The sequence below is a fragment of the Bradyrhizobium oligotrophicum S58 genome (assembly GCF_000344805.1).
In the GTDB taxonomy this organism is placed as follows: Bacteria; Pseudomonadota; Alphaproteobacteria; order Rhizobiales; family Xanthobacteraceae; genus Bradyrhizobium; species Bradyrhizobium oligotrophicum.
Map to the genome: position 1 here is coordinate 2,180,307 of NC_020453.1, position 26,918 is coordinate 2,207,224.

The 26,918-nt window shown below is 66.6% G+C and carries 24 protein-coding genes and 1 riboswitch; of the genes, 13 read left to right on the forward strand and 11 right to left on the reverse strand.

The window, feature by feature from the left end:
* Window positions 1-366: 366 nt before the first annotated feature.
* The 5 genes from S58_RS09320 to S58_RS09340 all read right to left on the reverse strand — a co-directional run bounded on the left by S58_RS09320 (window position 367) and on the right by S58_RS09340 (window position 4,273).
* On the reverse strand, window positions 367-975 hold the full coding sequence (locus tag S58_RS09320) for a thiamine phosphate synthase (RefSeq protein ID WP_015665038.1): 609 nt from the start codon (window positions 973-975) through the stop codon (window positions 367-369).
* Window positions 962-1,744 carry a thiazole synthase gene (locus tag S58_RS09325; protein ID WP_015665039.1) on the reverse strand — a complete coding sequence of 261 codons (783 nt, stop codon included), beginning with the start codon at window positions 1,742-1,744 and terminating at the stop codon, window positions 962-964. The genes S58_RS09320 and S58_RS09325 overlap by 14 nt, the downstream gene beginning before the upstream one ends.
* 334 nt (window positions 1,745-2,078) lie before the next feature.
* Window positions 2,079-2,276 (reverse strand): sulfur carrier protein ThiS, encoded by a 198-nt coding sequence (thiS, locus tag S58_RS09330; RefSeq protein WP_015665040.1) that lies wholly within the window; start codon window positions 2,274-2,276, stop codon window positions 2,079-2,081.
* A complete protein-coding gene (locus S58_RS09335; RefSeq protein WP_015665041.1) occupies window positions 2,267-3,280 on the reverse strand; it encodes an FAD-dependent oxidoreductase in 1,014 nt (337 codons plus the stop codon). The genes thiS and S58_RS09335 overlap by 10 nt, the downstream gene beginning before the upstream one ends.
* Window positions 3,268-3,379: riboswitch (TPP riboswitch) on the reverse strand. Its footprint overlaps the gene before it by 13 nt.
* Before the next feature lie 78 nt (window positions 3,380-3,457).
* The gene (locus S58_RS09340) at window positions 3,458-4,273 is read right to left on the reverse strand and encodes a lytic transglycosylase domain-containing protein (protein WP_042339067.1); all 816 of its coding nucleotides are present in this window, start codon (window positions 4,271-4,273) and stop codon (window positions 3,458-3,460) included.
* Window positions 4,274-4,500: 227 nt separating this feature from the next.
* On the opposite strand from S58_RS09340, the gene S58_RS09345 reads away from it, so the two are divergent.
* From S58_RS09345 to S58_RS09355, 3 genes are all read left to right on the forward strand, one after another.
* Window positions 4,501-5,988 (forward strand): hypothetical protein, encoded by a 1,488-nt coding sequence (locus tag S58_RS09345; protein WP_015665043.1) that lies wholly within the window; start codon window positions 4,501-4,503, stop codon window positions 5,986-5,988.
* A 150-nt stretch (window positions 5,989-6,138) separates the two neighbouring features.
* Complete coding sequence (locus S58_RS09350) at window positions 6,139-6,402, forward strand: hypothetical protein (protein WP_015665044.1); 264 nt, start codon at window positions 6,139-6,141, stop codon at window positions 6,400-6,402.
* Between the two features lie 471 nt (window positions 6,403-6,873).
* Window positions 6,874-7,413: a PRC-barrel domain-containing protein gene (locus S58_RS09355; RefSeq protein ID WP_015665045.1), complete on the forward strand. Its 540-nt coding sequence runs from the start codon at window positions 6,874-6,876 to the stop codon at window positions 7,411-7,413.
* A 66-nt stretch (window positions 7,414-7,479) separates the two neighbouring features.
* Here S58_RS09355 and S58_RS09360 read toward each other — a convergent pair whose 3' ends face one another.
* The 5 genes from S58_RS09360 to S58_RS09380 all read right to left on the reverse strand — a co-directional run bounded on the left by S58_RS09360 (window position 7,480) and on the right by S58_RS09380 (window position 14,124).
* The gene (locus S58_RS09360) at window positions 7,480-8,889 is read right to left on the reverse strand and encodes an ATP-binding protein (RefSeq protein ID WP_015665046.1); all 1,410 of its coding nucleotides are present in this window, start codon (window positions 8,887-8,889) and stop codon (window positions 7,480-7,482) included.
* A gap of 25 nt (window positions 8,890-8,914) precedes the next feature.
* The gene (locus tag S58_RS09365) at window positions 8,915-9,655 is read right to left on the reverse strand and encodes a response regulator (protein WP_015665047.1); all 741 of its coding nucleotides are present in this window, start codon (window positions 9,653-9,655) and stop codon (window positions 8,915-8,917) included.
* Between the two features lie 561 nt (window positions 9,656-10,216).
* Window positions 10,217-11,434 (reverse strand): ABC transporter substrate-binding protein, encoded by a 1,218-nt coding sequence (locus tag S58_RS09370; RefSeq protein WP_015665048.1) that lies wholly within the window; start codon window positions 11,432-11,434, stop codon window positions 10,217-10,219.
* A gap of 103 nt (window positions 11,435-11,537) precedes the next feature.
* Window positions 11,538-13,172, reverse strand: coding sequence for a DUF4403 family protein (locus S58_RS09375; protein WP_042339068.1), 1,635 nt, complete (start codon window positions 13,170-13,172; stop codon window positions 11,538-11,540).
* Window positions 13,173-13,425: 253 nt separating this feature from the next.
* Window positions 13,426-14,124, reverse strand: a complete 699-nt coding sequence (locus S58_RS09380) for a L,D-transpeptidase (RefSeq protein ID WP_015665050.1) — start codon at window positions 14,122-14,124, stop codon at window positions 13,426-13,428.
* A gap of 353 nt (window positions 14,125-14,477) precedes the next feature.
* Here S58_RS09380 and S58_RS09385 point away from each other — a divergent pair, with 353 nt between their 5' ends.
* The 3 genes from S58_RS09385 to S58_RS09395 all read left to right on the forward strand — a co-directional run bounded on the left by S58_RS09385 (window position 14,478) and on the right by S58_RS09395 (window position 17,052).
* Entirely contained in the window at window positions 14,478-15,533 is a 1,056-nt protein-coding gene (locus S58_RS09385) for a glycosyltransferase family 4 protein (RefSeq protein WP_015665051.1), read from the forward strand.
* 51 nt (window positions 15,534-15,584) lie between these two features.
* Window positions 15,585-16,274, forward strand: a complete 690-nt coding sequence (locus tag S58_RS09390; RefSeq protein WP_015665052.1) for a class I SAM-dependent methyltransferase — start codon at window positions 15,585-15,587, stop codon at window positions 16,272-16,274.
* Between the two features lie 145 nt (window positions 16,275-16,419).
* Complete coding sequence (locus tag S58_RS09395) at window positions 16,420-17,052, forward strand: hypothetical protein (protein WP_015665053.1); 633 nt, start codon at window positions 16,420-16,422, stop codon at window positions 17,050-17,052.
* A 284-nt stretch (window positions 17,053-17,336) separates the two neighbouring features.
* Here the strand turns inward: S58_RS09395 and S58_RS09400 are convergent, their stop codons facing one another.
* Window positions 17,337-19,001 carry an aminotransferase class III-fold pyridoxal phosphate-dependent enzyme gene (locus S58_RS09400; RefSeq protein ID WP_377811995.1) on the reverse strand — a complete coding sequence of 555 codons (1,665 nt, stop codon included), beginning with the start codon at window positions 18,999-19,001 and terminating at the stop codon, window positions 17,337-17,339.
* A gap of 35 nt (window positions 19,002-19,036) precedes the next feature.
* Between S58_RS09400 and asd the strand changes: the two genes are divergently transcribed.
* From asd to S58_RS09435, 7 genes are all read left to right on the forward strand, one after another.
* On the forward strand, window positions 19,037-19,918 hold the full coding sequence (gene asd, locus S58_RS09405) for an archaetidylserine decarboxylase (RefSeq protein ID WP_015665055.1): 882 nt from the start codon (window positions 19,037-19,039) through the stop codon (window positions 19,916-19,918).
* Window positions 19,919-20,020: 102 nt separating this feature from the next.
* Complete coding sequence (locus S58_RS09410; RefSeq protein ID WP_015665056.1) at window positions 20,021-21,007, forward strand: NUDIX hydrolase; 987 nt, start codon at window positions 20,021-20,023, stop codon at window positions 21,005-21,007.
* Window positions 21,008-21,161: 154 nt separating this feature from the next.
* A complete protein-coding gene (locus S58_RS09415) occupies window positions 21,162-21,677 on the forward strand; it encodes a (2Fe-2S)-binding protein (RefSeq protein WP_015665057.1) in 516 nt (171 codons plus the stop codon).
* Complete coding sequence (locus S58_RS09420) at window positions 21,674-22,690, forward strand: FAD binding domain-containing protein (RefSeq protein WP_015665058.1); 1,017 nt, start codon at window positions 21,674-21,676, stop codon at window positions 22,688-22,690. Before S58_RS09415 ends, S58_RS09420 begins: the two co-directional genes overlap by 4 nt.
* Window positions 22,691-22,694: 4 nt before the next feature.
* On the forward strand, window positions 22,695-24,899 hold the full coding sequence (locus tag S58_RS09425; protein WP_015665059.1) for a xanthine dehydrogenase family protein molybdopterin-binding subunit: 2,205 nt from the start codon (window positions 22,695-22,697) through the stop codon (window positions 24,897-24,899).
* 82 nt (window positions 24,900-24,981) lie between these two features.
* A complete protein-coding gene (locus tag S58_RS09430) occupies window positions 24,982-25,860 on the forward strand; it encodes a DMT family transporter (RefSeq protein WP_015665060.1) in 879 nt (292 codons plus the stop codon).
* A gap of 160 nt (window positions 25,861-26,020) precedes the next feature.
* Window positions 26,021-26,914 carry a DUF3313 domain-containing protein gene (locus S58_RS09435; protein ID WP_015665061.1) on the forward strand — a complete coding sequence of 298 codons (894 nt, stop codon included), beginning with the start codon at window positions 26,021-26,023 and terminating at the stop codon, window positions 26,912-26,914.
* The last annotated feature ends 4 nt before the right edge of the window (window positions 26,915-26,918 follow it).

Sequence of the window (26,918 nt, forward strand, 5' to 3'; positions counted from 1 at the left end):
GGCAATCCAGAGCGGCGCGTGGCTCTGGATTGCTTCCGCCTCCGTCCTGCGGGCTTCGGCGGACACGTCGCTCCGCTCGTACTGACGGAGAGAGCGCACCGCGCTTGCTGCCCGCTCGCATCGAGCCGAGAGTGGTGATGAGTTGTTGGCGTGAGGGGCGCACGCTGTTCAGGCTCCCTCCCCCCTTGCGGGGCGCGACGAGCTGCGCTCGCGCTGAGAGGGTTGGGGTGGGGGGTACAACACGGGCGGTCTTCGTGTGGACCCCCACCCCCGACCCCTCCCCGCAAGGGGGAGGGGAGTAGAGCGTGCGCATGGCTCGCCTCAGTGCGCAATCGCTCTCAGACGCATTCGCAAATGCTGCGCGCATCATGCCGGCTCCTTCACCGCATCGAGCCAGGCGCGGACGCGGGCGTCGGGGTCGGCGTTCTGGGTGACGTCGCTGACGACGGCGATGGAGTCGGCGCCGGCAGCGAAGATGTCCGCGGCCTGCTCCAGCTTGATGCCGCCGATCGCGACCAGCGGGATGGTGCCCACACGCTTCTTCCACTCGGTGATTTTCGGGATGCCCTGCGGCGCGAAGCGCATCGCCTTCAAGGTGGTCGGGAAGATCGGGCCGAGCGCGACGTAGTCCGGCCTGGCGGCGAGCGCAGTCTCCAGCTCGGCATCGTCATGCGTGGAGAGCCCGAGCGTGACGCCCGCTTCCTTGATCGCGGCGACGTCGGCGTCGGCGAGGTCCTCCTGGCCGAGATGGACGTGCTGTGCGCCGGCGACGATGGCCGCGCGCCAGTAGTCGTTGACGATCAGCTTCGTCGCCGTGCCCCTGGTGATGGCGAGCGCGTCGGTGACGATCTGCAGCGCCTCGCCGTCATTGAGGTCCTTGGCGCGCAGCTGCACGGTGCCGACGCCGAGTTTTGTCAGGCGCTCGACCCAGGCGAGGCTGTCGACGACGGGATAGAAGCGATCAGGATACGGCATGCCAGAACGGTGTCCCAACGACAGGGGTGGAGGGCGAGGCGAAATCGCGGGCGTCCATCAGCCCGGCCTCGTAGGCGGTGCGGCCGGCCTCTACGCCGAGCCTGAAGGCGCGCGCCATCGCGACCGGGTCAGCGGCCTTGGCGATCGCGGTGTTGAGCAGCACGGCGTCGTAGCCGAGCTCGAGCGCCTCGGCCGCATGCGACGGCGCGCCCAGGCCGGCGTCGACGACGAGGGTGATGTCGGGCAGGCGGTCGCGCAGCAGCTTCAAGGCATCGCGGTTGATGATGCCCTTTGCGCTGCCGATCGGCGCCGCCCAGGGCATCACGACCTTGCAGCCGGCATCGACCAGCCGCGTCGCGACGGAGAGATCCTCGGTGCAATAGGGGAAGACCTCGAAACCGTCCTTGATCAGGATGGTGGCGGCTTCGACCAGGCCGACCACGTCCGGCTGCAGCGTGTCGTTGTCGGCGATCACTTCGAGCTTGATCCAGGCGGTGCCGAACAATTCGCGCGCGAGCTTGGCGGTGGTCACCGCCTCGCGCACGCTGCGGCAGCCGGCGGTGTTCGGCAGCACGGTGACGCCGAGCTCGCGGACCAGCTTCCAGAACGCATCGCCGGACTTGCCGCCGGCGGCCTCACGCCGCAGCGACACGGTGACGATCTCGGCGCCCGAGGCGCGGATCGCGTCCTGCATGATGGCCGGCGAGGGGTAGAGCGCGGTGCCGATGAGCAGGCGCGAGGTGAAGGTCTTGTCGTAGAAGGTAGGCATTAGTTGTCTCCGTCATTCCGGACGGTGGTCGCCGCAACTGGAGGTGTCATCCCCGCGAAAGCGGGGATCCAGTATTCCAGAGGCAGCGCAGTTAAGCTGCGGCGCCGCGGCGTACTGGATCGCCCGGTCAAGCCGGGCGATGACAGCTGTGGATGGGGCGCGCGCTGTTTCCCCTTGTCGTCCCGGCGCACGCCGGGACCCATACCGCGTGATGTCGCATTTGGGCACGCGGGGAGAGATCGTGCGTCATTACGGTCGCCTGTGGCTATGGGTCCCCGCTTTCGCGGGGACGACAGCTGTGGGTGACGTGAGAGCGAGCACTCCGTCGGCATCATCACCCTCCCTGCCGCGGCGTGATGATTTCGATCTCGTCGCCGGCCTTCAGCGTGGCTTCGGCCCAGCGGCTCTTCGGCACGACGTCGTAGTTCAGCGCAATCGCAAAATGGGTGCCTTCGTAGTCGAGCTCGGCCAGCAGCGCGGCCACCGAGGTCGCAGCGATGTCGCGGGCCTCGCCATTGACGGTCACGCGCATCGCATCACCTCGTTGTCGATCTGGCCGTGCGCGACGTAGTTCAGCGTCGCCTGCGCTAGCGCCGGCGCGATCAGGAAGCCGTGGCGATAGAGGCCGTTGACGCAGATCTCGCAGCTACCCTTGATGGTGATGCGCGGCAGGTTGTCGGGATAGGCCGGCCTGAGCCCCGAGCCGAATTCGAGGATGCGCGCCTCGCCGAACGCGGGGTGCACCGCATAGGCGGCGCCCAGCAGCTCCAGCGCGGAGCGCAGCGAGACGCCGGTGTCTTCGGCCTCGAGCGAGGTTGCGCCCAGCATGAACAAATTGTCTTCGCGCGGGATCAGATACAGCGGCCAGCGCGGATGCATCAGCCGCACCGGGCGCGCCAGCTGCACCTCCGCGGTCTCGATCAGGATCATCTCGCCCTTGACGCCGCGCAGCTCCGGCTCGGCGTCGCGCGCCTCCAGCCCGCGGCAGTCGACGACGAGCCCGTCGAGATCGGACGCCTTGACGTCGCTGTTGAACACCACCCGGCCGCCGGCCTCGACGATGCGCTGATGCAGCTTCGGCAGCACGCGGCGCGGCTCGACATGACCCTCGGCCGGGAAGAACAGGCCTTCGCGGAAGCGGCCCTCGAGCGACGGCTCGAGCGCGGCGAGCGCTGCGGCGTCGAGCCGCTGATAGTCGGAGGTGCGCCGGGCGAAGCGGTCGTAGTCGCTGCGGTCGCGCGCATGCGCCACGACCAGCGAGCCGTTGAACGGCGTGTCCGGCAACTCGCGCCGCCACAGCTCGAGCGAGGCAAGCCCGAGCCGGCTGATGATCGGCTCGGCGACCTCGCTCTCGCAATAGGGCGCCAGCATGCCGCCGGCCCAGTGGCTGGTGGACAGCATCAGCTCGGCGTCGCTGCGCTCGTGCAGGGTGACATCGTGGCCGGCCCGCGCGAACAGCAGGGCTTGCCAGGCACCGGCAATGCCGGCGCCAATGATGGATACGGGAGAATCCCCGCGCGTGGTTGTCTGCTGCATCCCTGTCCCTTCGCCGGCATGACCCGGATCAGGTTCAAAGGGTCACCGCATCACGCTGCGGTATCTCAGCTCCCCCTCGGAGCTCCCCTCGGAACGCGCTTAAAATAGACCGATACGGCGCCGTGTCAACGGAGTGTCACGGAAAGACTGGGACGGGCGGTGAGGAACCAAATGCCGTCAGTGCGCCCGCGCGTGACGGCCGGTCGCGATCTTCGGGGTGATGTCGAGTGGCGCGCTGGTCCGCTCGGAGCGGCCGGCGGGACGGGCGTCGGCGACGCGCTGCCGCTTGGCCTCCTCGTAATAGCCCTTGGCGAAATAGTGCACGGTGCGATCATGATCGCCATGGGCGGCGCGGTAGGCGCCGGCGAGATAGCGCACGCCATAGGTGAGATTGGTGTTGGGATCGTGCAGCCCCTGCGCGTCGCCGGTGTAGCCGAGGCCGCGCGCGGTGCCGAGCTTGATCTGCATCAGGCCGATGCAGCCGCAGCTGCCGACCAGGTCCTTCTGGTACTTGCTCTCGCGCACGATCACGCGATGGATCAGCGCTTCGGGAATGTTGTTGGCGGCGGCGTGCACGGCGACCAGCGCGTCGATGTGCGGATGTCCGGTGTTCATGTGCTTGGGCCTCGCATCGGCCGCCTTGCGGTCGGTGTCGCGGGTCTCGGCGGCGGGCGCGTCGGCCGGGACGGCATCGGCCTCGGCCGGCGCGGCAGCATTGGCGTCCATCGGCGGGGTGGTGTCGGCGCCGCTCACGGCCTCGATCGCCTCGACCTCGCGCGCCGCCTTGGTGACGGCGCTGCGCGCGGCAAGCTCCTTGATGCCGTCGGAGCGGACATGGGCGAGCTTGATCGCGGTGCTGCCCTTCGCAGCGGTCTTGCCGGTCTTGGACTTGGCGGTATCGGACGCGGCGCTCGCATCTTCGGCCGCGGCAAACGGCACGTGGCCGGCCATGGCAAGGCCCGCGATGCAGGCCGTCAGCACAAGACGTCTCATGTGTCAGGATCCCCCGGGAACCACGCGCGTGCCAAGCAGCCCCCCGGCACACATTTACACTTTACGCACCGTAATTGGTGCGAACGCCGGGCGATAATGTGGCAGAAATGAGGCTCTCGGCGTTCGGGCGGGCCGGGCAGATACGGGCTCGGAGGCGGGTTTACGCCGCATTAGACCGGCCATGCTTGGCTGGAACGAGTCTACCACCACCGAGATCCACGCCAGAGATGACGCTGTCCGTCACCCACACCGAAGCGACCGCCCGGCCGGCTCATGCGCTGCTGCCGCTGTGGGTCGGCGCCGGCGTGTATGCATTGGTGCTGATCTCCGGCAACCGCCTGCTCAACGATCCCGACACGTTGTGGCAGGTCACGGTGGGGCAGTGGATCATCGATCACCGCGCGGTGCCCGAGGTCGACGTCTATTCCTTCACCATGCGCGGCGCGCCCTGGATCTCGACGCAATGGCTGGCGCAGGTCGCCTATGCCGGCGCCTACGCGCTCGCCGGCTGGAGCGGACCGGTGGTGCTGGCGGCCTCGGCGATCGCGCTGGCGTTCGCGCTGTTCGCGCGCGCGCTGGGCCGGCATCTGCGCGACGGCACGACATTGCTGTTCGTGGTCGCGGCGTTCCTGCTCTGCCTGCCACATCTGCTGGCGCGGCCGCATGTGCTGGCCTTCCCGATCCTGGTCGCCTGGATCGCCGGGTTGGTCGATGCGGCCGATCGCAAGGATGCGCCTTCCCCGGCGCTGGTGCTGCTGATCGCGCTGTGGGCCAACCTCCATGGCGGCTTCGTGTTCGGCCTGTTCTTCATCGCGCCCGCCGCGCTCGATGCGCTCGTCAATGCCGATGCCTCGGCCCGCCGCGGCCTGGCGCTGCGCTGGGCGGCCTTCGCAGCGCTCGCACTGGCGGCGAGCTGCTGCACGCCCTATGGCTGGAACGCGCTGCTCGCCTCGCAGAAGATCCTGGCGCTCGGACAGGCGCTGCCGCTGATCGTGGAATGGAAGGCGACCGACTTTCAGGGGCTCGGCCCGTTCGAGATCTGCGTGCTGCCGGCCCTCGGCTTTGCCCTGTTCCACGGCATCAAACTGCCGCCGGTGCGCATCCTGATGCTGCTCGGGCTGCTGCATATGGCGCTGGCGCAGGCGCGCGCTGCCGAGATTCTTGCGCTCGTCGGCCCGCTGGCGCTGGCGGCGCCGCTGGCTCGGCAGATTGGCACGCAGCCCTTGTCGATGATCGCGGGCGGGGCGCGCGCATCGCTGACGTCGGCCGTCGTGCTCATGCTCGGCGCTGCCACCATCGCATCGCTGCCGATCCTCAGCTACGCGCCCAATTTGCGCGGGACGCCGGTTGCTGCCGTCACCGAGCTGAAGAAGCTCAACCTGACGCGGGTCCTCAATGACTATGATTTCGGCGGCTACCTGATCTCGACCGGTGTTGCACCCTTCATCGATGGGCGCACCGAGCTCTATGGCGAAAAGTTCTTCGTCGATCACAACGCCGCATCCGGCCTGATGGAGCCGGACAATCTGTTCCGCCTGCTCAGCGACTACGACATAGAGGCGACGCTGCTGCGCACGCAGAGCGCGGCGACCAAGCTGCTCGATCACGTCGACGGCTGGCAGAAGGTCTATGCCGACGACATCGCCACCATCCATCTGCGCAAGGCGGGTGCCCGTCATCGTGCGGAACCGGCGGTCGATGCCGGCGGCAATTGAATCAAAGGCATCGATCGCATCCGCGTGAGGTCGGATGCCGCGCGGCATCCCGGCGCGTGCAAATCAGTCCGCGGGCGCTTATGATGGTCGCTGTCAGTTCGACAGCAAGCCTGACTCATTCAAAAAAACTGAACAGACAGGGAGCGCGTCATGGCCGTGAAGGCAGCCGGCATTCAATCACCTGACATTCAATTCAGTGACACCGACCACCCGGAGTTCGCAGTCCGCGTCCTCGACCTGCCGCGCAACAATCCCTGCGCCCAATGCGCCGAGCCGATCGCCCTGCCGTCGTGGGTCGAGAGGGATGGCCGGCGCACCGCCTATCTCTGGCACTGCCGCCTCTGCGACTACCGCTTCGAGACCATCGCCTTCTACGCCGAGCCCGTCGACCAGGATGGTGCACTGGCGGCGTAGTTGGTTCAGGCGTGCGCGGGGCTCAGCAATTCAATGGGACTCAAACGGAATACTGAACAGACGGTCTATCGTTGATGCCGATGTAAGCACGGCCGTGGCGGCTTGCTCCGCTCCACCTCGCCCCGCTTGCGGGGAGAGGTCGGATTGCATCGAAGATGCAAGCCGGGTGAGGGGGTACAGGTCTCACCACATACACTTCCCGTGCGGCTGCCCCTCACCCCAACCCTCTCCCCGTAAGAACGGGGAGAGGGAGCTGACCGTCACCGCGGCAAGTAGTGTGCATTGTTCGTCAAGAACTGAGCCAATGCCGTTTTCGCGACGTCAACCACATCCAGCAGAACCGTCACAGATTAGCACTGCCGCGCTGCGGTGAGGCGGCTTGTCGCGCAACGTGACGAAATCGTGGTTCCGGCGGAACGCCGAGTGTCGATTGCAGTTCTCTAGTCACCATTCACTGAGAGGAGACACCACATGGTGATGAAGACTGTTGCGGCCGGCCTCGCCGGTTCCCTGCTGCTCGCGACCGCGGCGTTCGCCGCGGAGAGCACCACCACGACCACCAGCACCACGACCCGTGCGGACACCACGGCGGCGTCCTATCAGGGGGACTGGCGCAGCTCGAAGCTGGTCGGCGTGAAGGTCTACAACAACAACAACGAGAATGTCGGCTCCATCGACGATCTGCTCGTTGACAAGAGCGGTAACGTCAAGGGCGTCGTGATCGGCGTCGGCGGCTTCCTCGGCATGGGCGAGCACCTCGTTGCAGTGTCGTTCGACCAGATCAAGTTCTCGGATCAGCCGGTGCAGTCGAACACCGCCTCGACCGCTCCGGCCGCTGGCACGACGTCGTCGACCAATCCGCCGGCCTCGACCACGACGACCGGCGCCGCCACCGGCACCTCGTCCTCGTCGTCGATGAGCTCGAAGAGCCGCTGGTATCCCGACCACGCGATGATCAACTCGACCAAGGACCAGCTGAAGGCGATGCCCGAGTTCAAGTACTCGGAGTAATCGCGTCACCGACGAACAGCTGATCGTCGACGCGGCGCGCCCGGCTTGCCCGGGCGCGTTCGCGCGTCAGGCTGCGGGACGCAAGGTGGTCTGGCTCAGCGGCAGCTCGATGCGGGCGATCAGCCCGCAGGGCTTGCGATCATGCAGCGACAGCTCGCCGCCATGCGCCTGAACGATGGCTTTGGCGATCGACAGGCCGAGCCCGAAGCCGGTCGCTTCATCCATGTTGCGGGCATCGTCGCCGCGTACGAACGGCTCGAGCATGTCGGGCTTGAGCGCATCCACGATCCCCGGACCGTCATCCTCGACGTCGATCGTGAGGCACTTGCCGGACACCGTCAGCCTGACGACGGTTTCCTTGCCGAACCGCGCGGCATTCTCCACCAGATTGGTGACCGAGCGCATCAGGTCGTCCGGCCGCACCGTCGCCATCGCATGTGTCGGGCCGACATAGATGACGTTGTGGCCGACATCCGCGAACTGATCGGCCACGAGCTGCAGGATGCTGGCGATATCGACCAGCGTCATCGGCTCGAGCTTGCGGCCGTTGCGCAGGAACGACAGCACCGAGCCCAGCATCGCATGCATCTGATCCAGATCGGCCAGCATGCGGCTGCGCTGCAGCTCGTCCTCGACGAATTCGCAGCGCAGCCGCATGCGGGTGAGCGGCGTCCGCAGGTCGTGACTGATGGCCGCCAGCATCTTGGTGCGGTCGTTGATCAAAGCGGAGATGCGCTGGCGCATCCGGTTCAGCGCCCGTGCGAGCGAGCGGATTTCTTCAGGACCGCGCTCGGGCAATGCGGGAGCATCGCCATCGAGGCTGAAATTCTCGGCCGCCTTGGCAAAGCTCGACAATGGCGAGGTCAGCGCGCGTGCGGCCCACAGGCCGAGCAGGGTCATGCTGATCAGCGCGAACATGATTGTCGTGAGCCAGGGCGCGCCCCAGAATGGCGGCCGGTGCGGCCGGTCGGGTGTTTTGGCCGAGATCATGTCGCCATCGGGCAGCGCGAAAATGACCCGGCGCACGCCTGGTCCCGGCGGCGTCATGAAGATGCGATAGCCGGGACCCAGGCCCCGAAAGCCGCCGGGCCCGTGAGGTCCGACCTCGGGAACGCCCTGAGGCCCGAAGCCCTGCTCGGCAGCGCGCGGTGCGCCTTCGGCATCCGCGCCCGGTTCGGGCGCTCGTCCTGGCGCGATCGGCAGCGGGCCGGAATGGGTCTTGATGTCGAACTCGGGATAGGCGTGCGCGATGTCGGCCATCAAGCGAGGCCGGTCGCCGGCAGGGGCGCGTCCGAGCACATGGACGACGGTTGCGAGCTGAAACGGGCCGGCCTCGTTCTCGCCTTCCGGCTGCTCAGCGCGATAGATCAGGAACGTCGCAGTGATGATGGCGTGGAGCGCGACGATCGAGATGGCCACCAGCGCCGTGATCTGGCCGCGGATTCCCTTGAGGTTGAGAAAGCCGAACGACATCATGACACTGCCACCCGATTCCAACCGGTCAATGGCTTTGCGGCGCCGTCACCACTTCGACGACGGGCGTGAACATGTAGCCGCCGGAACGCACGGTCTTGATCATGGTCGCCTCCTGCGGATCCGGCTCGATCTTGCGGCGGATGCGACTGACCAGCACGTCGATCGAGCGCTCGAACGAGCCGGCGCTGCGCCCTTGCGTCAAATCGAGCAGGCTGTCGCGCGACAATACGCGGCCGGGCCGCTCGCAGAAGGTGCGCAACAGATCGAACTCGGCGCTCGTCATCGCAACGCGGGCGCCTTCGGGATTGCGCAGCTCGCGCAGGCGGAAATCGATCTTCCAGCCGAGGAAGCCGAGGGCCGTGGCGCCTTCGGTCGCGCTCGCGGTCATCGCCGCGGCCTGCCGCCGCAGCACGGCGTTGATGCGGGCGAGCAGCTCGCGCGGATTGAACGGCTTTGGCAGATAGTCGTCCGCGCCCATCTCCAGCCCGAGGATGCGGTCGACGTCCTCGCCGCGCGCGGTCAGCATGATGATCGGCACCTGCGATTCCGCGCGCAGCTTGCGGCACAAGGTCAGGCCGTCCTCGCCGGGCAGCATCACGTCGAGAATCAGCAGGTCGATGCGATGATCGCCCATGATGCGGGTCATCTCGCGGCCGTCGGTCGCGGTGGTCACGTTGCAGGCGTTGTTGCGCAGGTATTTCGCGATCAGCGTGCGCGTCTCGCGGTCGTCTTCCACGACGAGAATGTGAGGTTGTGTCTGGGCCATGCTGATCAATTGACCTAGAATCGCGGCGTTTTGCGAAGAATTTTGTTACGGGATGTTTCCTGGCGGCAACGTCCGGCAAGGCCTGGACACCGCCTACATCCGTGTTGCGGCTTTCGTGTGGGCGCGTCAAGCCTGACGGGGGGCGGAGGGGTGCTGCGGTGGGGCTGACTGCACCAGACTACCGAAGCACTGCCGCAGTTCGCGCGCGGATCAGATCAACCTCCCGTAGCGGTGCGCCTTTAGACTCGTGCACCCAGCTTCCGACCCGAGCGACGCTGCGCTCCCTCTCCCCGTTCTTCAGGGGGGAGGGCTGGGGTGAGGGGACCCGCACGGGCGGTCTGAATCCATATTTGGGGATTTGTGACGAACGAGCCGGGGACGCTCGATCACCTCGGAGATGCGCGCGGCTGACTAGGGAAGGTGCTACTAACTAAGCCTGCCCGTGCGGCTGCCCCTCACCCCGACCCTCTCCCCGTAAGAACGGGGAGAGGGAGCCGACCGTCTTTGCCGCTCCGCTTGCGGTCTGAGGAGAGCTAGATGATCGTGCGCGCTGCGCTCAGATCAGTTCGACTTCACCAGCGGGCAGCCGCCCTTGTCGAGCGGACGGAAGGCTTCGTCGCCCGGTACGGTTGCGATCAGCTTGTAGAGATCCCAGTCGCCCTTCGACTCCTCGGGCTTCTTGACCTCGAACAGATACATGTCGTGCACCATGCGGCCGTCGATCCGGATCTTGCCGTTCTTGGCGAAGAAGTCGTTGACCGGCGTCGCGCGCATCTGGGCCATCACCTTGGGCGCCTCGTCGGTGCCGATGGCTTCGATCGCCTTCAGGTAATGCGTGGTCGCGGAATAGAGGCCGGCCTGGATCATGGTCGGCATGTGCCCGACCTTGTCGTTGAAGCGCTTGGAGAACGCGCGGGTCTCGTCGTTCATGTCCCAGTAGAACGCGTCGGTCACGATCAGCCCGGAGGTCGATTTGATGCCGAGCGAGTGCACGTCGGTGATCTCCATCAGCAGCGCGATCATCTTCTGGCCGCTCTGGGCGAGGCCGAATTCGGCGGCCTGCTTCAGCGCGTTCTGGGTGTCGCCGCCGGCATTGGCGAGGCCGACCACCTTTGCCTTGGAGGCCTGCGCCTGCAGCACGAAGGACGAGAAGTCCGACGAGTTCAACGGGTGGCGGACGTCGCCGAGCACCTTGCCGCCGGCCTCCTTGACGACGTTGGCGGCGTCGCGCTCCAGCGCCTGGCCGAAGGCGTAGTCGGCGGTGATGAAGAACCAGGTGTCCTCGCCGCGCTTGACCATCGCCTTGCCGGCGACGTTCGACAGCGCATAGGTGTCATAGGTCCAGTGCACGGTATTGGGCGAGCATTGCGTGCCGGTGATGTCGGAGGAGCCGCCGCCGGAATTGATGTGGATCTTGTTTTTCTCGCGCGTCAGCGCCGAGATCGGCAGCGCCACCGAGGAGGTGGGCACGTCGAAGATCGCATCGACCTTCTCGTTGTCGTACCAGTTGCGGGCGATGTTGACGCCGACGTCGGGCTTGTTCTGGTGATCGGCCGAGATCACCTCGACGTTCTTGCCCTTGACCTTGCCGCCGTAGTCCTCGACGGCCATCTGGACGGCCACCAGCGAACCCTTTCCGGTGGCGTCGGCATAGAGGCTCGACATGTCCGTGAGCACGCCGATCTTGACGACGTCGTCCGAGATCGTCTGCGCCCGAGCGGTTCCACAGAGCGCCGCGAGCGCGATGGCGGCAGCGATCGCTTGCACCGGATGTTTCATTGTTTCTCTCCCGAGATTATTGTTGTTGGTGCGGGGATGTCTAGCCGCGTTCGCGGGCGCGCGCAAAGCGGGGCGGTGCATGGGACCGTTGCGCGGTTGGGGACTACAGGCCCGGCAGCGCGTTGATCCGGACCGTCATCGTGCCCTCGGCCGATGCGATCACGCGAAGCACGCTGGCATCGAAGGCGATGTCGGTGAGGGCGAGATTGTTGACGTCGGTATCGACGCGGATGCCGTTCTCGTTCTTCTGCAACTCGGCGATGGCGCTCGCGATCTTCTCGCGGAGATTGTCGGCGAACGGCTTGAGATCGATCACCGACCGCTCCAGCAACGCGCGCTGCAGATGCGGAACCGCGGCGCGGGCGGCGGCGCCGAGCAGGCCGAAAGCGGCATCCGATTCGACCGCGAGCTGCAGATCTGCAAGACGCAGAATCTGCTGCGCCTGATCGACCACGGGGCGTCCCCAGATGTGCACGGTCGCCTCGGCGCCGAGGCCGAAGAAGCTTTCCTTCTCCTTGCCCTTGACCTGCAACGAGATCAGCAGCCGGTTGCCGGACGGGACGACGGTGGCGTGCTTGACGGTGACAGCGACAGGACCGGAGCCGTCCTCGGGAAACGTCCGCCCGGAGAGTTGCGAGTCGACGAGCTTGTTGAGTTCGGTGAATGGGACATCGATCGGAACGGCGACGTTGATGCCGCCCGCGGTAGGCGGAATGATGGTGATCTTGTCGGGGAAGGGGCACTCCGGCTTGGTCTCCGCCGCCGTCACCCGGGTCTCCGCTTCGATCCCCATCGTGACGCTCGCCGTCGTGGAGTCGATTGCAGGCTGCGCGGCCAGCGCGCGTGTCGGCTTGATCTCGAGCCAGACCGCCGGCAATCCCGGAGCGGTGCCCTGGAGCGGCACCGAGCGGCAGGCGCGCGCCCACTGCGCCTGCGCGCTGCGCCTCATCGTCGGGTCCTTGCGAAGCCTGTCGCTGAGCACGTTGAGCTGATCATTGACGGTCTTGTCGATGACCGGCTTCATCTGCGCGGGCACGTTGACCCTGGCTCCGGCCACGGTCAGCGCGGTGTCGCCGAGATTGACTTGGGCCGTGAAATTCGGTTCGACGTACCAGGAAGCCGCCAGCCGGGGCCGCATCGCGATGATGACGTTGCCCTTGATGTCGGCGGTGGCGTTCAGGTTCTTGATGTTGATGCCGCCGATCTGCTTGGCGGCATCCGATCCGAGCAGGCCGCCGATGGCATCGCCGAGCGCGCCGGTGGCCTTGGCCGACAACGACCCCGTGACGTTGAGCCGGCCGGAGAGCGGCGTCGCCAGCGACAGCGTGTCCTGGCTGCCGGTCGCGGCAATGGCGCCGCGGTTGACCGTCCAGCCGATGTCGGCGTTCTGCAGCACCTGGGCGGCGGGGTTGTCGGCCTTGCCGGCAAAGTTGCGCGGCGTTGCTCTCTCGGCGGCATCCCGGATCGCGCCGAGCGAGATCGAGACCGGCGCCATGATGATCGAGTTGCGCGTCGCAGGCGGCAGCGGCGCCAGTTGGGCCAGCTGCGGTGCGGGCGTGCTGCCCGAGAACAGGAAGACTTCCGCAATGATGATGCCGATGAGGACGACGGCGGCAAGGCCGGCGGCGCCGATCAAGATCAGCCGCAGCGGCGGCGAGCGTCGCGGCGGCTGTTGTGATTTCGGAGCGAGCGGATGCGGCCTGCTCTGCCAATCCGGTCGCTGCATCGGAAGCTTCATGTCGGATCCACGGACACCCGCTGCCGCGATGCCGGCTCGTTCCGGCAACGGCGAGATCGCGGTTAATGCGAAGTTGCCAAGCTTACAGGGCCGGACGGAGGCGCGCCAGAGCAACCGCTGACGGAAGCGAGCCATCAATCGGCCGTGATGGTGAATGACGCGGGCCGCGCAAAGAAGTGACCGCCGGGCTTGCGGCCACGGCGGTCCAGTCAGGGAGGATCAGGGAGGCGAGGAAAGGAACGTCAGGCGTGGGTCAGCGTGTGACTCGGCCGAGATCGGCGCGGCGCTCCATCGGCAGCACGATCACCTTGGCGCCGACATTGACGCGCGAATAGAGATCGATCACGTCCTGATTGGTGAGGCGGATGCAGCCTGACGACACATGCGTGCCGATCGTGTCCGGCGCGTTGGTGCCGTGGATGCGATAGACGGTGCCGCCGAGATACATCGCGCGTGCCCCGAGCGGATTGCCGGGACCGCCGGCCATGTGGCGCGGCAGATAAGGCTGGCGCGCGATCATTTCCGGTGGCGGCGTCCAGTCCGGCCATTCGGCCTTCCTGGTCACCGACTGAACGCCGGACCAGGTGAAGCCGTCGCGGCCGACGCCGATGCCGTAGCGCATCGCCTGGCCATTGCCGAGCACGTAGTACAAATACTTGTTGGGTGTGTCGATCACGACCGTGCCCGACGCCTCGCGGGTCGCGTAGTTCACGACCTGGCGGCGCAGGCGCGCCGGCAACTCATAGGGCGTCGCCTCGTCCTCGCGCGGCGTGATCAGCTGTGGCGCCACTGCAGGCGGCTCGTAGCTCGATACCGGCGGCGGCAGCAGGAATGGGAACGGGAGCGGCGCGGGAGATGCTGCCTGCGTCGGAGTCGCTGCCACGATTGCGCCCGCGACCAGCATACCGAAGAGAATGAGTGATTGCGGTCGGACTGTGCCTGACGTGAACATGAACGTCCCCTTGTTTGATCACTCTTTGCCGCGGCCGTAGTGCCGGCCTGCGATTTGAAATCAGTCGCCTGTCATCATTTTTGGGGCGCCTTGACCAGCGCCTGATCTTGCAACTGATAGGGGAGAAAAGTTTCGTTGCGTTTGCACGCTGCAGGCAAAACGGTTTCGTCGGCTTAACCGTTTGTTTCATGACGGTTTCAAGACAATTCCTGCGCCAAACGGCTGGAGATCGCGGGGAAAACGGCGGCAGGAGGCAAAAAGAACCTTCGACAGTTCGATGACGTCACACGCCTGAAATAACAATGTCGGAATTTGCGGACGTTCAGAATCGCTGCAACTTTCCGGATCGCCTTATGCGCATCTTAATCGCAACCGACGCTTGGCACCCGCAGGTCAACGGCGTGGTGCGCACGCTGACGTCACTGTCCCGCGCGGCTGCAGGATTAGGTGCCGACATCACCTTCCTCACGCCGGAGGGGTTTTCATCGTTCGGCGTGCCGACCTATCCGGGGCTGCGGCTCGCCGTGACCAGGGCCGGCGAGATCGCCCGCCGCATCGAGGCGGCCGCGCCCGATGCGATCCATATCGCGACCGAAGGCACGATCGGCTGGGCGGTGCGCCGCTACTGCCTGCGCCACGGTCTGCCATTCACGACGTCCTACACGACGCGTTTTCCGGAATATGTCTCGGTGCGCACCGGCATTCCCGATGCGGTCGGCTACTGGGTGATGCGCCGCTTCCACGATGCCGCCGCCATGACGATGGTGGCGACCAATTCGCTCCGGCAGGATCTCGCCTCGCGCGGCTTCAAGAAGCTCGGCTTCTGGACCCGCGGCGTCGATACGCAATTGTTCAATCCGGACGCGCCCGTCGCGCTCGATCTGCCGCGCCCGGTGTTCATGACCGTCGGCCGCGTCGCGGTCGAGAAGAACCTCGAGGCGTTTCTGTCGCTCGATCTGCCGGGCTCGAAGGTCGTGATCGGCAACGGCCCGCAGAAGGCGGAGCTGGAGCGCCGCTTCCCGACGGCGCATTTCCTCGGCGAGAAGACCGGCAAGGATCTGACCGCGCACATGGCCGCGGCCGACGTCTTCGTGTTTCCGAGCCTGACCGATACGTTCGGCGTGGTGCAACTGGAATCGCTCGCCTGCGGCACGCCGGTGGCGGCCTTCCCGGTGACGGGTCCGCTCGACGTCATCGCCGATCATCCGATCGGGGCGATCGACTGGGACCTGCGCGCGGCGTGTCTGAAGGCGCTGACGATGTCGCGTGAGACCTGTCGCGCGTTCGCGCTCGACCGCTCCTGGGAGAACAGCGCGCGCCAGTTCATCGGCAACCTCGCCGTGCTGCAGCCGTCGCGTGTCGTGCGTCCCACGCCGGTGCTCGCCGGTCAGAGCGCGGTGCGCGGCTGACGGCGGATATCGTGTCACTCGATCAATTCCAAAACCAAGTGAGATGTAACGATGGCAGACACCATGAAGCTCGACGGCGCGCGGGAGCTCGATTTCGACCGCGAGCAGGTCGAGCAGGCCTATGACCGCTGGGCGCCGATCTATGACCTCGTGTTCGGCGGCGTATTCGAGAAAGGCCGCAAGGCCGCGATATCGGCCACCAACAAGCTCGGCGGGCGTGTGCTCGAGGTGGGCGTCGGCACCGGCATCTCGCTGCCGCTCTATGCGCCCCATGTCCGCGTGTTCGGAACCGACATCTCCGAAGCGATGCTCGGCAAGGCCATGCGCCGCGTCGCCGATCAGCGGCTGAAGAACGTCGAGGGGCTCGCGGTGATGGATGCCGAGCAGCTCGATTTCCCCGACGATTCCTTCGACGTCGTGATGGCGCAATACGTCGTCACCGCCGTGCCGAACCCGGAGGTCGCGCTCGATGAGTTCGCCCGCGTGCTGCGTCCCGGCGGCGAGCTGATCATCCTGACCCGCGTCAGCGCCGACGACGGCATGCGCCGCGTCATCGAGCAGGCGCTGCAGCCGGTGGTCCGCCGGCTCGGCTTCCGCACCGCCGAGTTCGGCTGGTCGCGCTACATGCGCTGGCTCGCCGGCGCGCAGCGCATGGAATTGGTCGAGCGCCGCCTGATTCCGCCGCTCGGCCATTTCTCGCTCGTGCGTTTCCGCAAGCAGGATCTCGCTGCCGCAGCCTAAAGGCGCGGCAGCCTCCTACCGCCACGCGCGGCCACCCCCGTAGTTCCAACGTTTTCCTGCGTCCGATCGTGTGACATCTTGATGATGTCACGAGATCTACATCGAATCCCTGTACACGACCTGCAACTCATTCTTCGGAGCAACCATGATCAAGCATTTCCTGGAGCAGCTGCGGATCCAGCGCTGGGACGACCATCGCTACTATCACCACAGCCGCATCAATCAGAGCCTGCACTTCGTCAGCGCGGTCAGCTTCATGATCGCCTATGTGATGATGGTGTTCGACCCCTTGATCTCGGCCCTGATCGGCTGGCTGGTGTCGATGACCTCGCGCCAGGCCGGCCACTTCTTCTTCGAGCCGAGGGGCTACGACCACGTCAACCAGGCGACGCACGAGCACAAGGAAGAGATCAAGGTCGGCTACAATCTGCAGCGCAAGGTCGTGCTGATGTCGATCTGGGCCGCGGCCCCCGTGGTGCTCTATCTGCAGCCGACCTTGTTCGGCCTGCTGCCGCCCTGGACATCGGCGATGGATTTCGCCCGCGAGACCGCCAAGCTGTGGCTCGTGATCGGCATCGGCGGGCTGCTGTTCCGTACCATCCACCTGTTCTTCATCCGCGACGTCGAGACCGGCCTCGTCTGGATGACCAAGATCCTCACCGACCCGTTCAACGACTTCATGCTCTACCGCAAGGCGCCGATCGCGCTGCTGCGCGGCGAACTGATCGATCCGGGTCTGGATCTGATGGGCGAGGGCCTCGAGGAGCAGCACGCCTGACCCGGCCGATGCGTCAGAGTTGCGCGATGCCCGGGCCGGTCCCGGGCATCGGTGTTTTTGGGGAAGCTCTCGTGAGATCGATCGCGCACGAAGCCAAAGCGGCGGTGCTACCCTCCCCTGGAGGGGCAGGGTCGACGCGTGCGCAGCGCGCGTCGGGGTGGGGTGATCTCTCCACTTGCTCGCCCGCACCTCACGTGCGGAGGGGCTGTCACCCCACCCCGGCGCGCATTTCGCTTCGCTCATGCGCGCTGACCCTGCCCCTCCAGGGGAGGGTGGCAGAGACCTCAGCGTCCGAATGCGGCGCCGAGCATCTCTTTGAGGATCTGGCGCTTGATCGCCTTGTTGGTGAGGGTGCCGTCGTTCCACCACCAGCCGTCCTGCTTCATCTTGTCAGCGGCCGTGACGAAGCGCTTGGTGACCTCGGCAAAATCGGCGTCGGTGTAGTTCAGGCTGAAGATGAAGCGGCCGGTGCCGACCCAGCTCAGCGCCAGGCCCTCGGCGCGCAGATAGTATTGCAGCATCCAATTGTAGCGCGACGGCACGGTGTACTCGACCAGCCAGATCGACTGCAGATTGGACACGCGCACCGGCAGCTCGCGCTCCGTCAGCATGGCGTTGAGCTGACGGGCGCGACCGTTCCAGGTCTCGTCGAGACCGTCATAGATGGTGCGGAAATTCGGGCTGTCGAGCCGGCTCAGGAATTCGTCCATCGCCGTCATCACGTAAGGATGCGAGTTGAAGGTGCCGCGGGCGAAGCAGATGTCGGCGGGCCGGTCGTCGCGGAAGCGCCGCATGAACTCGTGCTTGCCGCAGACCACGCCGATCGGCAGGCCGCCGCCGAGGCTCTTGCCGTAGGTGACCATGTCGGCCTTGACGCCAAAATACTCCTGCGCGCCGCCCGGCGCGAGCCGGAAGCCGAGGAAGACCTCATCGAACAGCAGCACGATGCCACGTTCGGTGCAGACCTCGCGCAGCTGCTTCAGCCAGACCGTGTAGGCCTCGCGGTCGTACTTCCCCTTGCGCGAGGAGTCGACCAGCGCCGAATCGCCGGGCGCATTGCCGTTCGGATGCAGCGCCTGCAACGGGTTGACCAGCACGCAGGCGATGTCGCGCCGCGTCCGCAGGACATGCAGTGTGCGGTCGGACATTTCGGCGAGCGTGTAGGTCTCGTGCGGGGCGATCGGGTTGCCGACGCCGGGCTGCACGTCGCCCCACCAGCCGTGATAGGCGCCGGCGAAGCGCACCAGATGGTTGCGCCCGGTGTGGTAGCGCGCGAGCCGCACCGCCTGCATCACGGCCTCGGTGCCGGACATGTGGAACGAGACCTCGTCCATGCCCGACAGGTCGGTCAGCCGCTTCACGTTGTCGGCCACGACCGGATGATAGAGACCGAGCACCGGTCCGAGCGCACTCGCGCGCCGCTCGGCGGCCGCGATGCATTCCTTGTAGAAGTCGTAGCCGAAGATGTTGACTCCGTAGGAGCCGGTGAGGTCGTAGAACTGATTGCCGTCGAGATCCGTCAAGGTGACGCCCGACGAAGCCTGCATGAACGAGCCGGCGCCGAGTTGCTCCTTGACCAGTCGGCTGTACTGGAACGGCACGCGGTAGCTCTGGGTGAACTGCAGGTCGGAGATGCGGCTCGCGGCCTCGGCCGTCAGGGCGCGGCTCTTGGCGAACCTCTCCTGGAACAGCGCGCCGAGCCGGAAGAAGCCGTCCTGTCGCCGGGTCGCGATGTCGGTCGGCGCGCCGTCGGAGCGGAAGAACGTGTCGATCTCGAACTCATAGCGCGGGATCAGCTTGGAGATCCGGCGCGACATCTTGGAATGCCCGGCGAGCGAGCGGTGCTTGGCGCGCGACAGCGCGATCCGGGCGGTGACTTTCGGGGCGACGCCAGCCGTCACGGCGGCGCCGACGGCCAGCGATACATAAGGAATCGAGTTTTCCATCATGTCCACCAGCGCTAACCCCTCCTGCTGACAGATTCATGACAGTCAAAAGCCTGATCGCCTCCTTTACCCAACAGGAAGACCTCAACTTCCTGCTCACCAACCGCGTGCCGCGCGCCGCGCTGACCCGCTTCATGGGCTGGTTCTCCAAGATCGAGAACCCGATTGTAGCGGACGCCGCGATCGCGCTGTGGAAGCTGTTCTCCGACCTCGATCTCTCCGAGGCCAAGGAAACGCATTTCAACAGCCTGCACGCCTGCTTCACGCGCGAGCTCAAGCCGGGCCTGCGGCCGTTCGATTCCGATCCTGCCATCGTCACCGCCCCGTCGGACGGCATCATCGGCGCCCATGGCCTGATCAAGGACGGCGAGCTCTATCAGATCAAGGGCGCGCCTTATCGCTTGAGCGAGCTCGTCGCCGATCCTGCCGTGGTCGAGACCCATCGCAACGGCTGCTTCGTGACCTTGCGTCTGACGTCGAGCATGTATCACCGCTTCCATGCGCCCGCCGACATGACGCTCGAGCATGTCAGCCTGATCCACGGCGATGTCTGGAACGTCAATCCGATCGCGCTGAAGCGCGTCGAGCGGCTGTTCTGCAAGAACGAGCGCGCCGTCATCCGCACGCATCTTGCGTCCGGCGAGCCGTTCACGATCGTGCCGGTCGCGGCGATCCTGGTCGCGAGCATCCGCCTGCATGCGCTCGACCGCGTATTGAACGCGCAGACCGAGCGGCCGCTGGCCTACGCCTGCAACAACAATGTGCGCAAGGGCGACGAGCTCGGCTGGTTCGAGCATGGATCGACCATCATCCTGCTCGCGCCCGGCGACTTCACGTTCTGCCCCAATGTCGTGGAGGGCGCGCGCATCCGGGCCGGCCAGCCACTGTGGCGCCGGCGCGTCGCCGCCGGCGCAATGTAAGGAGCCCGCCGCCGAAATCTCGATTTCGCCGTTGCGCATCACCATATCGTAGCGTTGAACTGGCGAATCAGCGGGCTACAACCCGCAAGTGCGGGAGCGGCGATGGCGAGAGCGCAGATCATGGCGGCGGGTGGCATCGTGCTGCGGCGGGAGCAACCGCCGCGGGTCGCTGTCGTGCGCCTGCGCAAGCGCGACGAATGGGTGCTGCCGAAAGGCAAGCTCGACGACGGCGAGACGCCGCGCGACGCTGCCAAGCGCGAGGTGCTGGAGGAGACCGGGCACAAGGTCACCGTGCACGAGTTCCTCGGCACCCTGGTGTATGACACCGGCACGCGCGCCAAGGTCGTGCACTACTGGCGGATGGAGGCTGCGGATGAACCGTCGCAGCCGCTGATGAATGACGTCCGCGCCGTCGACTGGCTGCCGCTCGATGCCGCGGTCGCGCGGCTGTCGCGCGATCATGAGAAGACGTTTCTCGAGACGGTCGGGCCCTACGCACTCGCAGGCCTGATCCGCAAGACCAGGGCGAAGTCCGTGCCGGAGGTGGCGGCCAGGACGGCGGTCGAGACGGCTGTTGTCGACAAGGACGCCATCGAGAAGGACACGGCGGCGGTCGCTGCAAAGCCCGCGGCGGCGCGGAAGCGCCGCAGCCGAGTCGTTGAGGAGCCGGCTCCAGCGCAGGTTCCGGAGCCGGTCGGCGTCGCGGTGGCCGAATCCAACGAGCCGTCCACCGAGATCGCGGCTGCGGCTCCCGACCTCGATCAGTCGGAGCCGGTTGCTTGGGATGCGACCACGGCGGTGGCGGAGGCGGCCGAGACGGTCGCCACGCAGCCCGAAGAGCCTGAAACGAAGCGCGGGCCGGCGGATCTCGAACGCATCGAGGCCGTGGCGGCCGCGATCAAGTCGCTGGTGCCCAGCCCGGCTGTGCCGCAGGCCGAGGGCCGCGGCCTCGGTGAGCGGCAGACGGACATGCCGAACGCGGACGCAGAGACCGCACCGCGCGAAGATGCAGACGCCGACGCGCAAGACGGTCCGCCGCGCCGCAGCCTTGCGCAGAAGATGCGGGCGTGGCTCGGCCGCGCCGCCTGAGCCGCTCGACGAACATCGGTTGAACGCCAACGGGTTAGGCCGCACATTCGTGCGGGCGCCGGGCGTTGTTCGTTTGTGCCTCGCGCTGCCCGAAAATTGCTGAGAACCAATCGCGCCATCGCGGGTTGATGCCGGTCGTCACCGGAGACACCGCATGAGCACGCCGCCAGCGCGCGACACCGCCGCGCCCACCGCAAAGCCAGCACCGCTGTCCGTCACGCTTCGGATCAATGGCCAGCCGAGGACGCTGTCGGTGACGCCGTGGACCACGCTGCTCGACCTCCTGCGCAACCATCTCGATCTCACCGGGACCAAGAAGGGCTGCGATCACGGCCAGTGCGGCGCCTGCACGGTGCTGATCGACGGCCGGCGCGTGCTCTCCTGCTTGACGCTCGCGGTCATGAGAGACGGCGCCGAGATCACGACGATCGAGGGATTGGCCAAAGGCAATGAGCTGCACCCGCTGCAGCAGGCCTTCATCGATCACGATGCCTTCCAATGCGGCTATTGCACGCCGGGCCAGATCTGCTCGGCCGCCGGCCTGATCGCCGAGGGCAGGGCGACGACGAAGGAAGAGATCCGCGAACTGATGAGCGGCAACATCTGCCGTTGCGGCGCCTATCCCAACATCGTCGGCGCCATCGAGCAGGCGATGGGAGGCAGCCGATGAACAATTTCGATTACGCGCGCGCCAGCGACGTCGCGGAAGCCGTCAGGCTCAAGGCGGCGACGCCGGAGGCGAAGTTCATCGCCGGCGGCACCAACCTGATCGACCTGATGAAATATCATGTCGAACAGCCGCGCCAGCTGATCGACATCAGCCGCCTGCCGCTGACGAATGTGGAGGAGACCAGCGCCGGCGGCGTCAGGATCGGCGCGTTGGTGCCGAACAGCACGCTCGCCTATCACCCTGCCATCGAGAGCCGCTATCCGCTGCTGGCGAGCGCGATCCTCGCCGGCGCCTCGGCGCAGTTGCGCAACATGGCCTCGACCGGCGGCAACCTCCTGCAGCGGACACGCTGCGCCTATTTCTATGACGTCGCCACGCCCTGCAACAAGCGCACGCCCGGCGCCGGTTGCTCGGCGATCGACGGCCTCAACCGCGGTCACGCGATCCTCGGCACCAGCGCCGACTGCATCGCGACCCACCCCTCCGACATGTGCGTGGCGCTCGCCGCGCTCGACGCCACGGTGCACGTCGCGGGTGCCTCGGGCGGGCGGGTCATCGCCTTTGCCGATTTCCACCGGCTGCCCGGCGACCGGCCGGACCTCGACAACACGCTGCATGCCGACGAGATCATCACCGCGATCGAACTGCCGCCGAAGGGCTTCGCTGCGAACTACAGCTATCTGAAGATCCGCGATCGCCTGTCCTACGCGTTTGCGCTGGTCTCGGTTGCCGCTGCGCTCGAACTCGACGGCGGTCGTATACGGGAGGCGCGGCTTGCGCTTGGCGGCGTCGCCCACAAGCCGTGGCGCAACGAGACCGCGGAATCCGCGCTGCGCGGGCAGGTGCCGGATCGCGGCGCGTTCGGCCGCGCGGCCGACATCCTGCTCCACGATGCGAAGGCCTACGCGCACAACGCGTTCAAGCTCCCGCTGGCGCGGCGCGCCATCGTTCGCACCCTGACCCAGGCCGCGAGCGCGACGCCACAGATTCAATCCATCAAGTCGATCCGGTGATCCCATGACAGCTCACATCGGCAGCGCCACCTCACGCGTCGACGGCCGCGCCAAGGTCACCGGTGCCGCCAAATATGCCGCCGAGTTCACCGCGCCTGACCTCGCCTTCGGCGTCGTCGTCAATTCCACCATCCCGAAGGGGCGGATCATCAGCATCGATACCAGCCGCGCGCTGGCCGTCGACGGCGTCATCGACGTGCTGACCCACGCCAACCGGGTCAGGATGGCAGATAAGGATGACGATTATCGCGACGAGGTGGCGCCGGAGGACGGCTCGCCCTATCGCCCGCTCTACGATGACAGGGTGCACTTCAACTTCCAGCCGGTCGCGCTGGTGGTGGCCGAGGACGAGGACACCGCGCGTTTCGCGGCGACGCTGGTCGAAGTCGCGTATCAGGCCGAGAGCTTCGCCACCGACCTTCATGCCCGGCGCGAGCAGGCCTTCAAGGTCGACAAGCCGGTCAAGCCGCGTGGTGACGCGACCAAGGCGCTCGCCGGCGCAGCCGTGCGTCACGATGCCGATTATGGCGTGCCGATCGAGTATCACAATCCGATGGAGCTCTACGCCTCGACGGTGCTCTGGCGCGAGGGCGGCAAGCTCGTGGTCTACGACAAGACCCAGGGCGTCCAGAACGTGCAGCGCTACGTCTGCAGCGTGTTCCAACTAAAGGACGACGATGTCCAGGTGATGTCGCCGTTCGTCGGCGGCGCGTTCGGCTCCGGGCTGCGTCCGCAATACCAGGTGGTGCTCGCCGCCATGGCGGCGCTCAAGCTGAAACGCGCCGTGCGCGTCGTGCTCAGCCGCGCCCAGATGTACGGCCTGTGTTATCGCCCGGCGACGATCGAGCGGCTGGCGCTCGGCGCCAGTGAAGACGGCGCGCTGGCGGCGCTGACGCATGAGGCGATCGCGATGACCTCGCAGCACGAGGCGTTCTCGCGCAACGACATCGGCTGGGGCGACGTGCTCTACACCTCGGACAACTCGCGCGCCACCCACCGGCTCGCCAGGCTGGACGTGCCGACGCCCGGCGACATGCGTGCGCCCGGCGCGGCCAGCGGCGTCTACGGGCTGGAATGCGCGATGGACGAGCTCGCCGTGGCGCTGAAGATGGATCCGCTCGAATTGCGCCTGCGCTGCTATTCCGATCGGGATCAGGACAAGAACCTGCCGTTCTCCAGCAAGCGACTGCGGGAGTGTTATCAGCAGGGCGCCGAAGCTTTCGGCTGGTCGGAGCGCAACCCGGAGCCGCGGTCGATGCGCGACGGCCGTGAGCTCGTCGGCTGGGGCATGGCGAGCGGCGCCTGGGAGGCGCTGCAGATGCCGTTCGCGACGCGGATCGTCATGACGGCCAACGGTCATGTCGAGGTCGCGAGCGCGACCTCCGACATCGGCACCGGCACCTACACGATCATGGCGCAGGTCGCCGCCGACATGCTCGGCGTGCCGCTCGACAGCATCACTGTGAAGCTCGGCGACTCCACGCTGCCGAAGACCCCGGTCGAGGGCGGCTCGTGGACTGCGGCTTCGATCTCGCATGCGATCGTCAATGCCGCCGCCGATATCCGCGCCGAGCTGCTGAAGATCGCGCAGGGCATGCCGGAATCGGCGCTGGAGGGGCTGGGGACAGACGAGGTGACTCTCGCGGACGGAGCGATCGTGGCGATCGCCGACCGCAGCCGTTCGGTGCCGATGGCGGATGTCATGCGTCACGGCGGCATGGACCGGATCGAAAAGGAGCGGGGCTCGGAGTTCGAGGACGACGACGAGCACGCCCACAACACCCATTCGGCCATCTTTGCCGAGGTCAAGGTCGATGAAGAGTTGGGCGTTATCCGGGTGACGCGCATCGTCAATGCGGTCGCCGCCGGGCGCATCCTCAACACCAAGACCGCGGCGAGCCAGATCATGGGCGGGGTGGTCTGGGGCATCGGCATGGCTCTGCACGAAGAAGCGATGATCGATCACCGCTTCGGGCGCATCATGAACGCCAATATCGCCGAATATCACGTGCCGGTGAACGCCGATGTGCATGACATCCAGGTGATCTTCGTCGAGGAAGAGGACCGCATCATCAACAAGCTGGGAATCAAGGGCGTCGGTGAGATCGGCATCGTCGGCGTGCCCGCAGCGATCGCAAATGCCGTCTATCACGCCACCGGCAGGCGTGTGCGCGATTTGCCGATCACGTTGGACAAGCTTGTGGGGTGAGGTGAGGGCGGCTTGACCCAGCTGCGTCCGCGCACGAGGATCGCTGGACGGTTTGTCAGATCGTCCAGCAGTGGCGTCCAACATGCTCTCCGATCTGGCCGCTCTGGCGGCTGCCTTCAGCATCGCAGTCAGCAACGTCATCGCGCCGTCGGCGGTTCGCCACCTCGGTCCGGTCCGATTCAACGCCGTCCGTCTCGCGGCGGCGCTCCTGTCCATGCTAGCCCCGGTGACGCTGCGAGGCCGATGGGCCGCGCCGTCCCATCATCAGTTGCTGTTGCTGGCGGCATCGAGCCTGCTCGGCGTCGTTGTCGCCGACTCCTGCTTTTATGCAGCGCTGGCGCGGCTGGGGCCGCGCCTCACCGCGGTCGTCTATGCGAGCTGGACCGCATTCGCCGCCGTGCTCGGCTATCTCCTGCTGGATGAGACGCTGTCGACGATCAAGATCATCGGCGTCGGGTGCATCCTGGGCGGGGTCTGCGTCGCCATCATCTTCAGGCAGCCCGGCGCCATCTCTGACGAGACGCATGGCTCGCTGCGCACGGGACTCCTGTTCGGTCTCGCGGCGGCGCTGTTCGCGGCGGCTGCGGTCCTGGTCGCTCGTCCGGTGATGGCTGCGGGTCTGGATCCGGCGTTGGCCACATCCATTCGTGCTGCGATCGGATTGGCAGGCCTGCTCACCTTGTCCGTCATGCCGGGCGGCCGCAGTTCGCTCCCGGTCGATCGATCAGTCATGATACGCTCGGCGCTCAGCGGCGTGCTCGGGATGGGCGTCGGCATGACGCTCGTTCTGTTTGCGCTGACCAGCCGGCCTGTCGGCATCGTTTCCAGCCTGTCGTCGACGACGCCCGTCATGATCCTGCCGCTGCTGTGGTGGAGCACCGGGCTCAGGCCCGCGCCGGCAGCCTGGCTGGGCGCTGCGCTGGCCGTAACAGGTGTCATCGCCATCGTCAGCGGCTTGTGAGTCCACGGCCGCCGCCCACACGCGCGCCGTACTCTCTCCTTGGTTGGTGCGGTTTCGAAACATCTCTCCACGCTTCCGCCCCACGCTGTCCGAAATCCCGGAGGAGAAGAATGCGCCGCCCGCGACAGGGCGGCGATGGTCGGCGTGAGGCGAGAGAAGCATGGTCGAGATCGACGTCGCGGCTGTCGTGAGATCATGCACTCCGGGTGCCGTCCGCCTGACGATGCTGTGCGCGGCGCTCGGCCTGTCGGGCTGCGCCACGGCGCCGATGACGCAGAGCGGCGCGCTCGCATCCTATCAGTCGCTGGCGGAGTCGAACGGCGTGCTCGCCAAGTCGCTGCTCAACGTCGACAAGGACAATGTGCTGGCGGCGCAGACCGTGCGCATCATGCCGACATCGTTCTCGGGCGAGGCCGGCGCGGTGCTGACGGAGCAGCAGCGGCAGCTCGTGGCCAATGCCGTCGATCGCGCGCTGTGTCTCAATCTGAGTGAACGCCTCACGGTCGTGGCGCCCAATCAGAGGGCCGATTTGACGACCCGCACCTTCATCACCCAGGCGACGCCGACCGATCCGGTCGCCGCCGGCGCGTCCAAGGTCGTGTCGGCTGTGCCCGGCGCGCTCGGCGTTCCCGTCCCGGTGCCGCGGCTGCCGATCGGGCTCGGCAGTCTCAGCGTCGAAGCCGAGGCGCTCGACCGCAAGGGCCGCCAGCAGGCCGCGATGGTGTGGGCGCGCGGCGCCAACTCGTTCACCAACTCGCCGGTGCTGTCCCAGGCCGGCGATGCCTACGATCTGGCAAGCTCCTTCAGCGCCGATTTCGGCCAGATGCTGGTGACCGGCGAGACCCCGTTCGGCAAGGCCCCGAAGCTGCCGTCGATCGCACGGATCGGGGCGGCCCTCGGCGGCAAGCCGAAGAACGCCGCCTGCGAGGCGTTCGGCCGGGATCCCGGTGTCATCGGCATGGTCGCGAACCGTCTCGGCGCCCCGCCGGAATGGGTCGACAAGGGCGCGGCGGCAAAGGATGCACAGGCGAGCACGCAGATGGCGAAGCAGTAGCGGC

What these genes read in the sequence shown, in the direction of transcription:
- S58_RS09320 (WP_015665038.1), bottom strand. Translation starts at nt 975, where the DNA reads ATGCCGTATCCTGATCGCTTCTATCCCGTCGTCGACAGCCTCGCCTGG.
- S58_RS09325 (WP_015665039.1), bottom strand. Translation starts at nt 1,744, where the DNA reads ATGCCTACCTTCTACGACAAGACCTTCACCTCGCGCCTGCTCATCGGC.
- thiS (WP_015665040.1), bottom strand. Translation starts at nt 2,276, where the DNA reads ATGCGCGTGACCGTCAATGGCGAGGCCCGCGACATCGCTGCGACCTCG.
- S58_RS09335 (WP_015665041.1), bottom strand. Translation starts at nt 3,280, where the DNA reads ATGCAGCAGACAACCACGCGCGGGGATTCTCCCGTATCCATCATTGGC.
- S58_RS09340 (WP_042339067.1), bottom strand. Translation starts at nt 4,273, where the DNA reads ATGAGACGTCTTGTGCTGACGGCCTGCATCGCGGGCCTTGCCATGGCC.
- S58_RS09345 (WP_015665043.1), top strand. Translation starts at nt 4,501, where the DNA reads ATGACGCTGTCCGTCACCCACACCGAAGCGACCGCCCGGCCGGCTCAT.
- S58_RS09350 (WP_015665044.1), top strand. Translation starts at nt 6,139, where the DNA reads ATGGCCGTGAAGGCAGCCGGCATTCAATCACCTGACATTCAATTCAGT.
- S58_RS09355 (WP_015665045.1), top strand. Translation starts at nt 6,874, where the DNA reads ATGGTGATGAAGACTGTTGCGGCCGGCCTCGCCGGTTCCCTGCTGCTC.
- S58_RS09360 (WP_015665046.1), bottom strand. Translation starts at nt 8,889, where the DNA reads ATGATGTCGTTCGGCTTTCTCAACCTCAAGGGAATCCGCGGCCAGATC.
- S58_RS09365 (WP_015665047.1), bottom strand. Translation starts at nt 9,655, where the DNA reads ATGGCCCAGACACAACCTCACATTCTCGTCGTGGAAGACGACCGCGAG.
- S58_RS09370 (WP_015665048.1), bottom strand. Translation starts at nt 11,434, where the DNA reads ATGAAACATCCGGTGCAAGCGATCGCTGCCGCCATCGCGCTCGCGGCG.
- S58_RS09375 (WP_042339068.1), bottom strand. Translation starts at nt 13,172, where the DNA reads ATGAAGCTTCCGATGCAGCGACCGGATTGGCAGAGCAGGCCGCATCCG.
- S58_RS09380 (WP_015665050.1), bottom strand. Translation starts at nt 14,124, where the DNA reads ATGTTCACGTCAGGCACAGTCCGACCGCAATCACTCATTCTCTTCGGT.
- S58_RS09385 (WP_015665051.1), top strand. Translation starts at nt 14,478, where the DNA reads ATGCGCATCTTAATCGCAACCGACGCTTGGCACCCGCAGGTCAACGGC.
- S58_RS09390 (WP_015665052.1), top strand. Translation starts at nt 15,585, where the DNA reads ATGGCAGACACCATGAAGCTCGACGGCGCGCGGGAGCTCGATTTCGAC.
- S58_RS09395 (WP_015665053.1), top strand. Translation starts at nt 16,420, where the DNA reads ATGATCAAGCATTTCCTGGAGCAGCTGCGGATCCAGCGCTGGGACGAC.
- S58_RS09400 (WP_377811995.1), bottom strand. Translation starts at nt 19,001, where the DNA reads ATGATGGAAAACTCGATTCCTTATGTATCGCTGGCCGTCGGCGCCGCC.
- asd (WP_015665055.1), top strand. Translation starts at nt 19,037, where the DNA reads ATGACAGTCAAAAGCCTGATCGCCTCCTTTACCCAACAGGAAGACCTC.
- S58_RS09410 (WP_015665056.1), top strand. Translation starts at nt 20,021, where the DNA reads ATGGCGAGAGCGCAGATCATGGCGGCGGGTGGCATCGTGCTGCGGCGG.
- S58_RS09415 (WP_015665057.1), top strand. Translation starts at nt 21,162, where the DNA reads ATGAGCACGCCGCCAGCGCGCGACACCGCCGCGCCCACCGCAAAGCCA.
- S58_RS09420 (WP_015665058.1), top strand. Translation starts at nt 21,674, where the DNA reads ATGAACAATTTCGATTACGCGCGCGCCAGCGACGTCGCGGAAGCCGTC.
- S58_RS09425 (WP_015665059.1), top strand. Translation starts at nt 22,695, where the DNA reads ATGACAGCTCACATCGGCAGCGCCACCTCACGCGTCGACGGCCGCGCC.
- S58_RS09430 (WP_015665060.1), top strand. Translation starts at nt 24,982, where the DNA reads ATGCTCTCCGATCTGGCCGCTCTGGCGGCTGCCTTCAGCATCGCAGTC.
- S58_RS09435 (WP_015665061.1), top strand. Translation starts at nt 26,021, where the DNA reads ATGGTCGAGATCGACGTCGCGGCTGTCGTGAGATCATGCACTCCGGGT.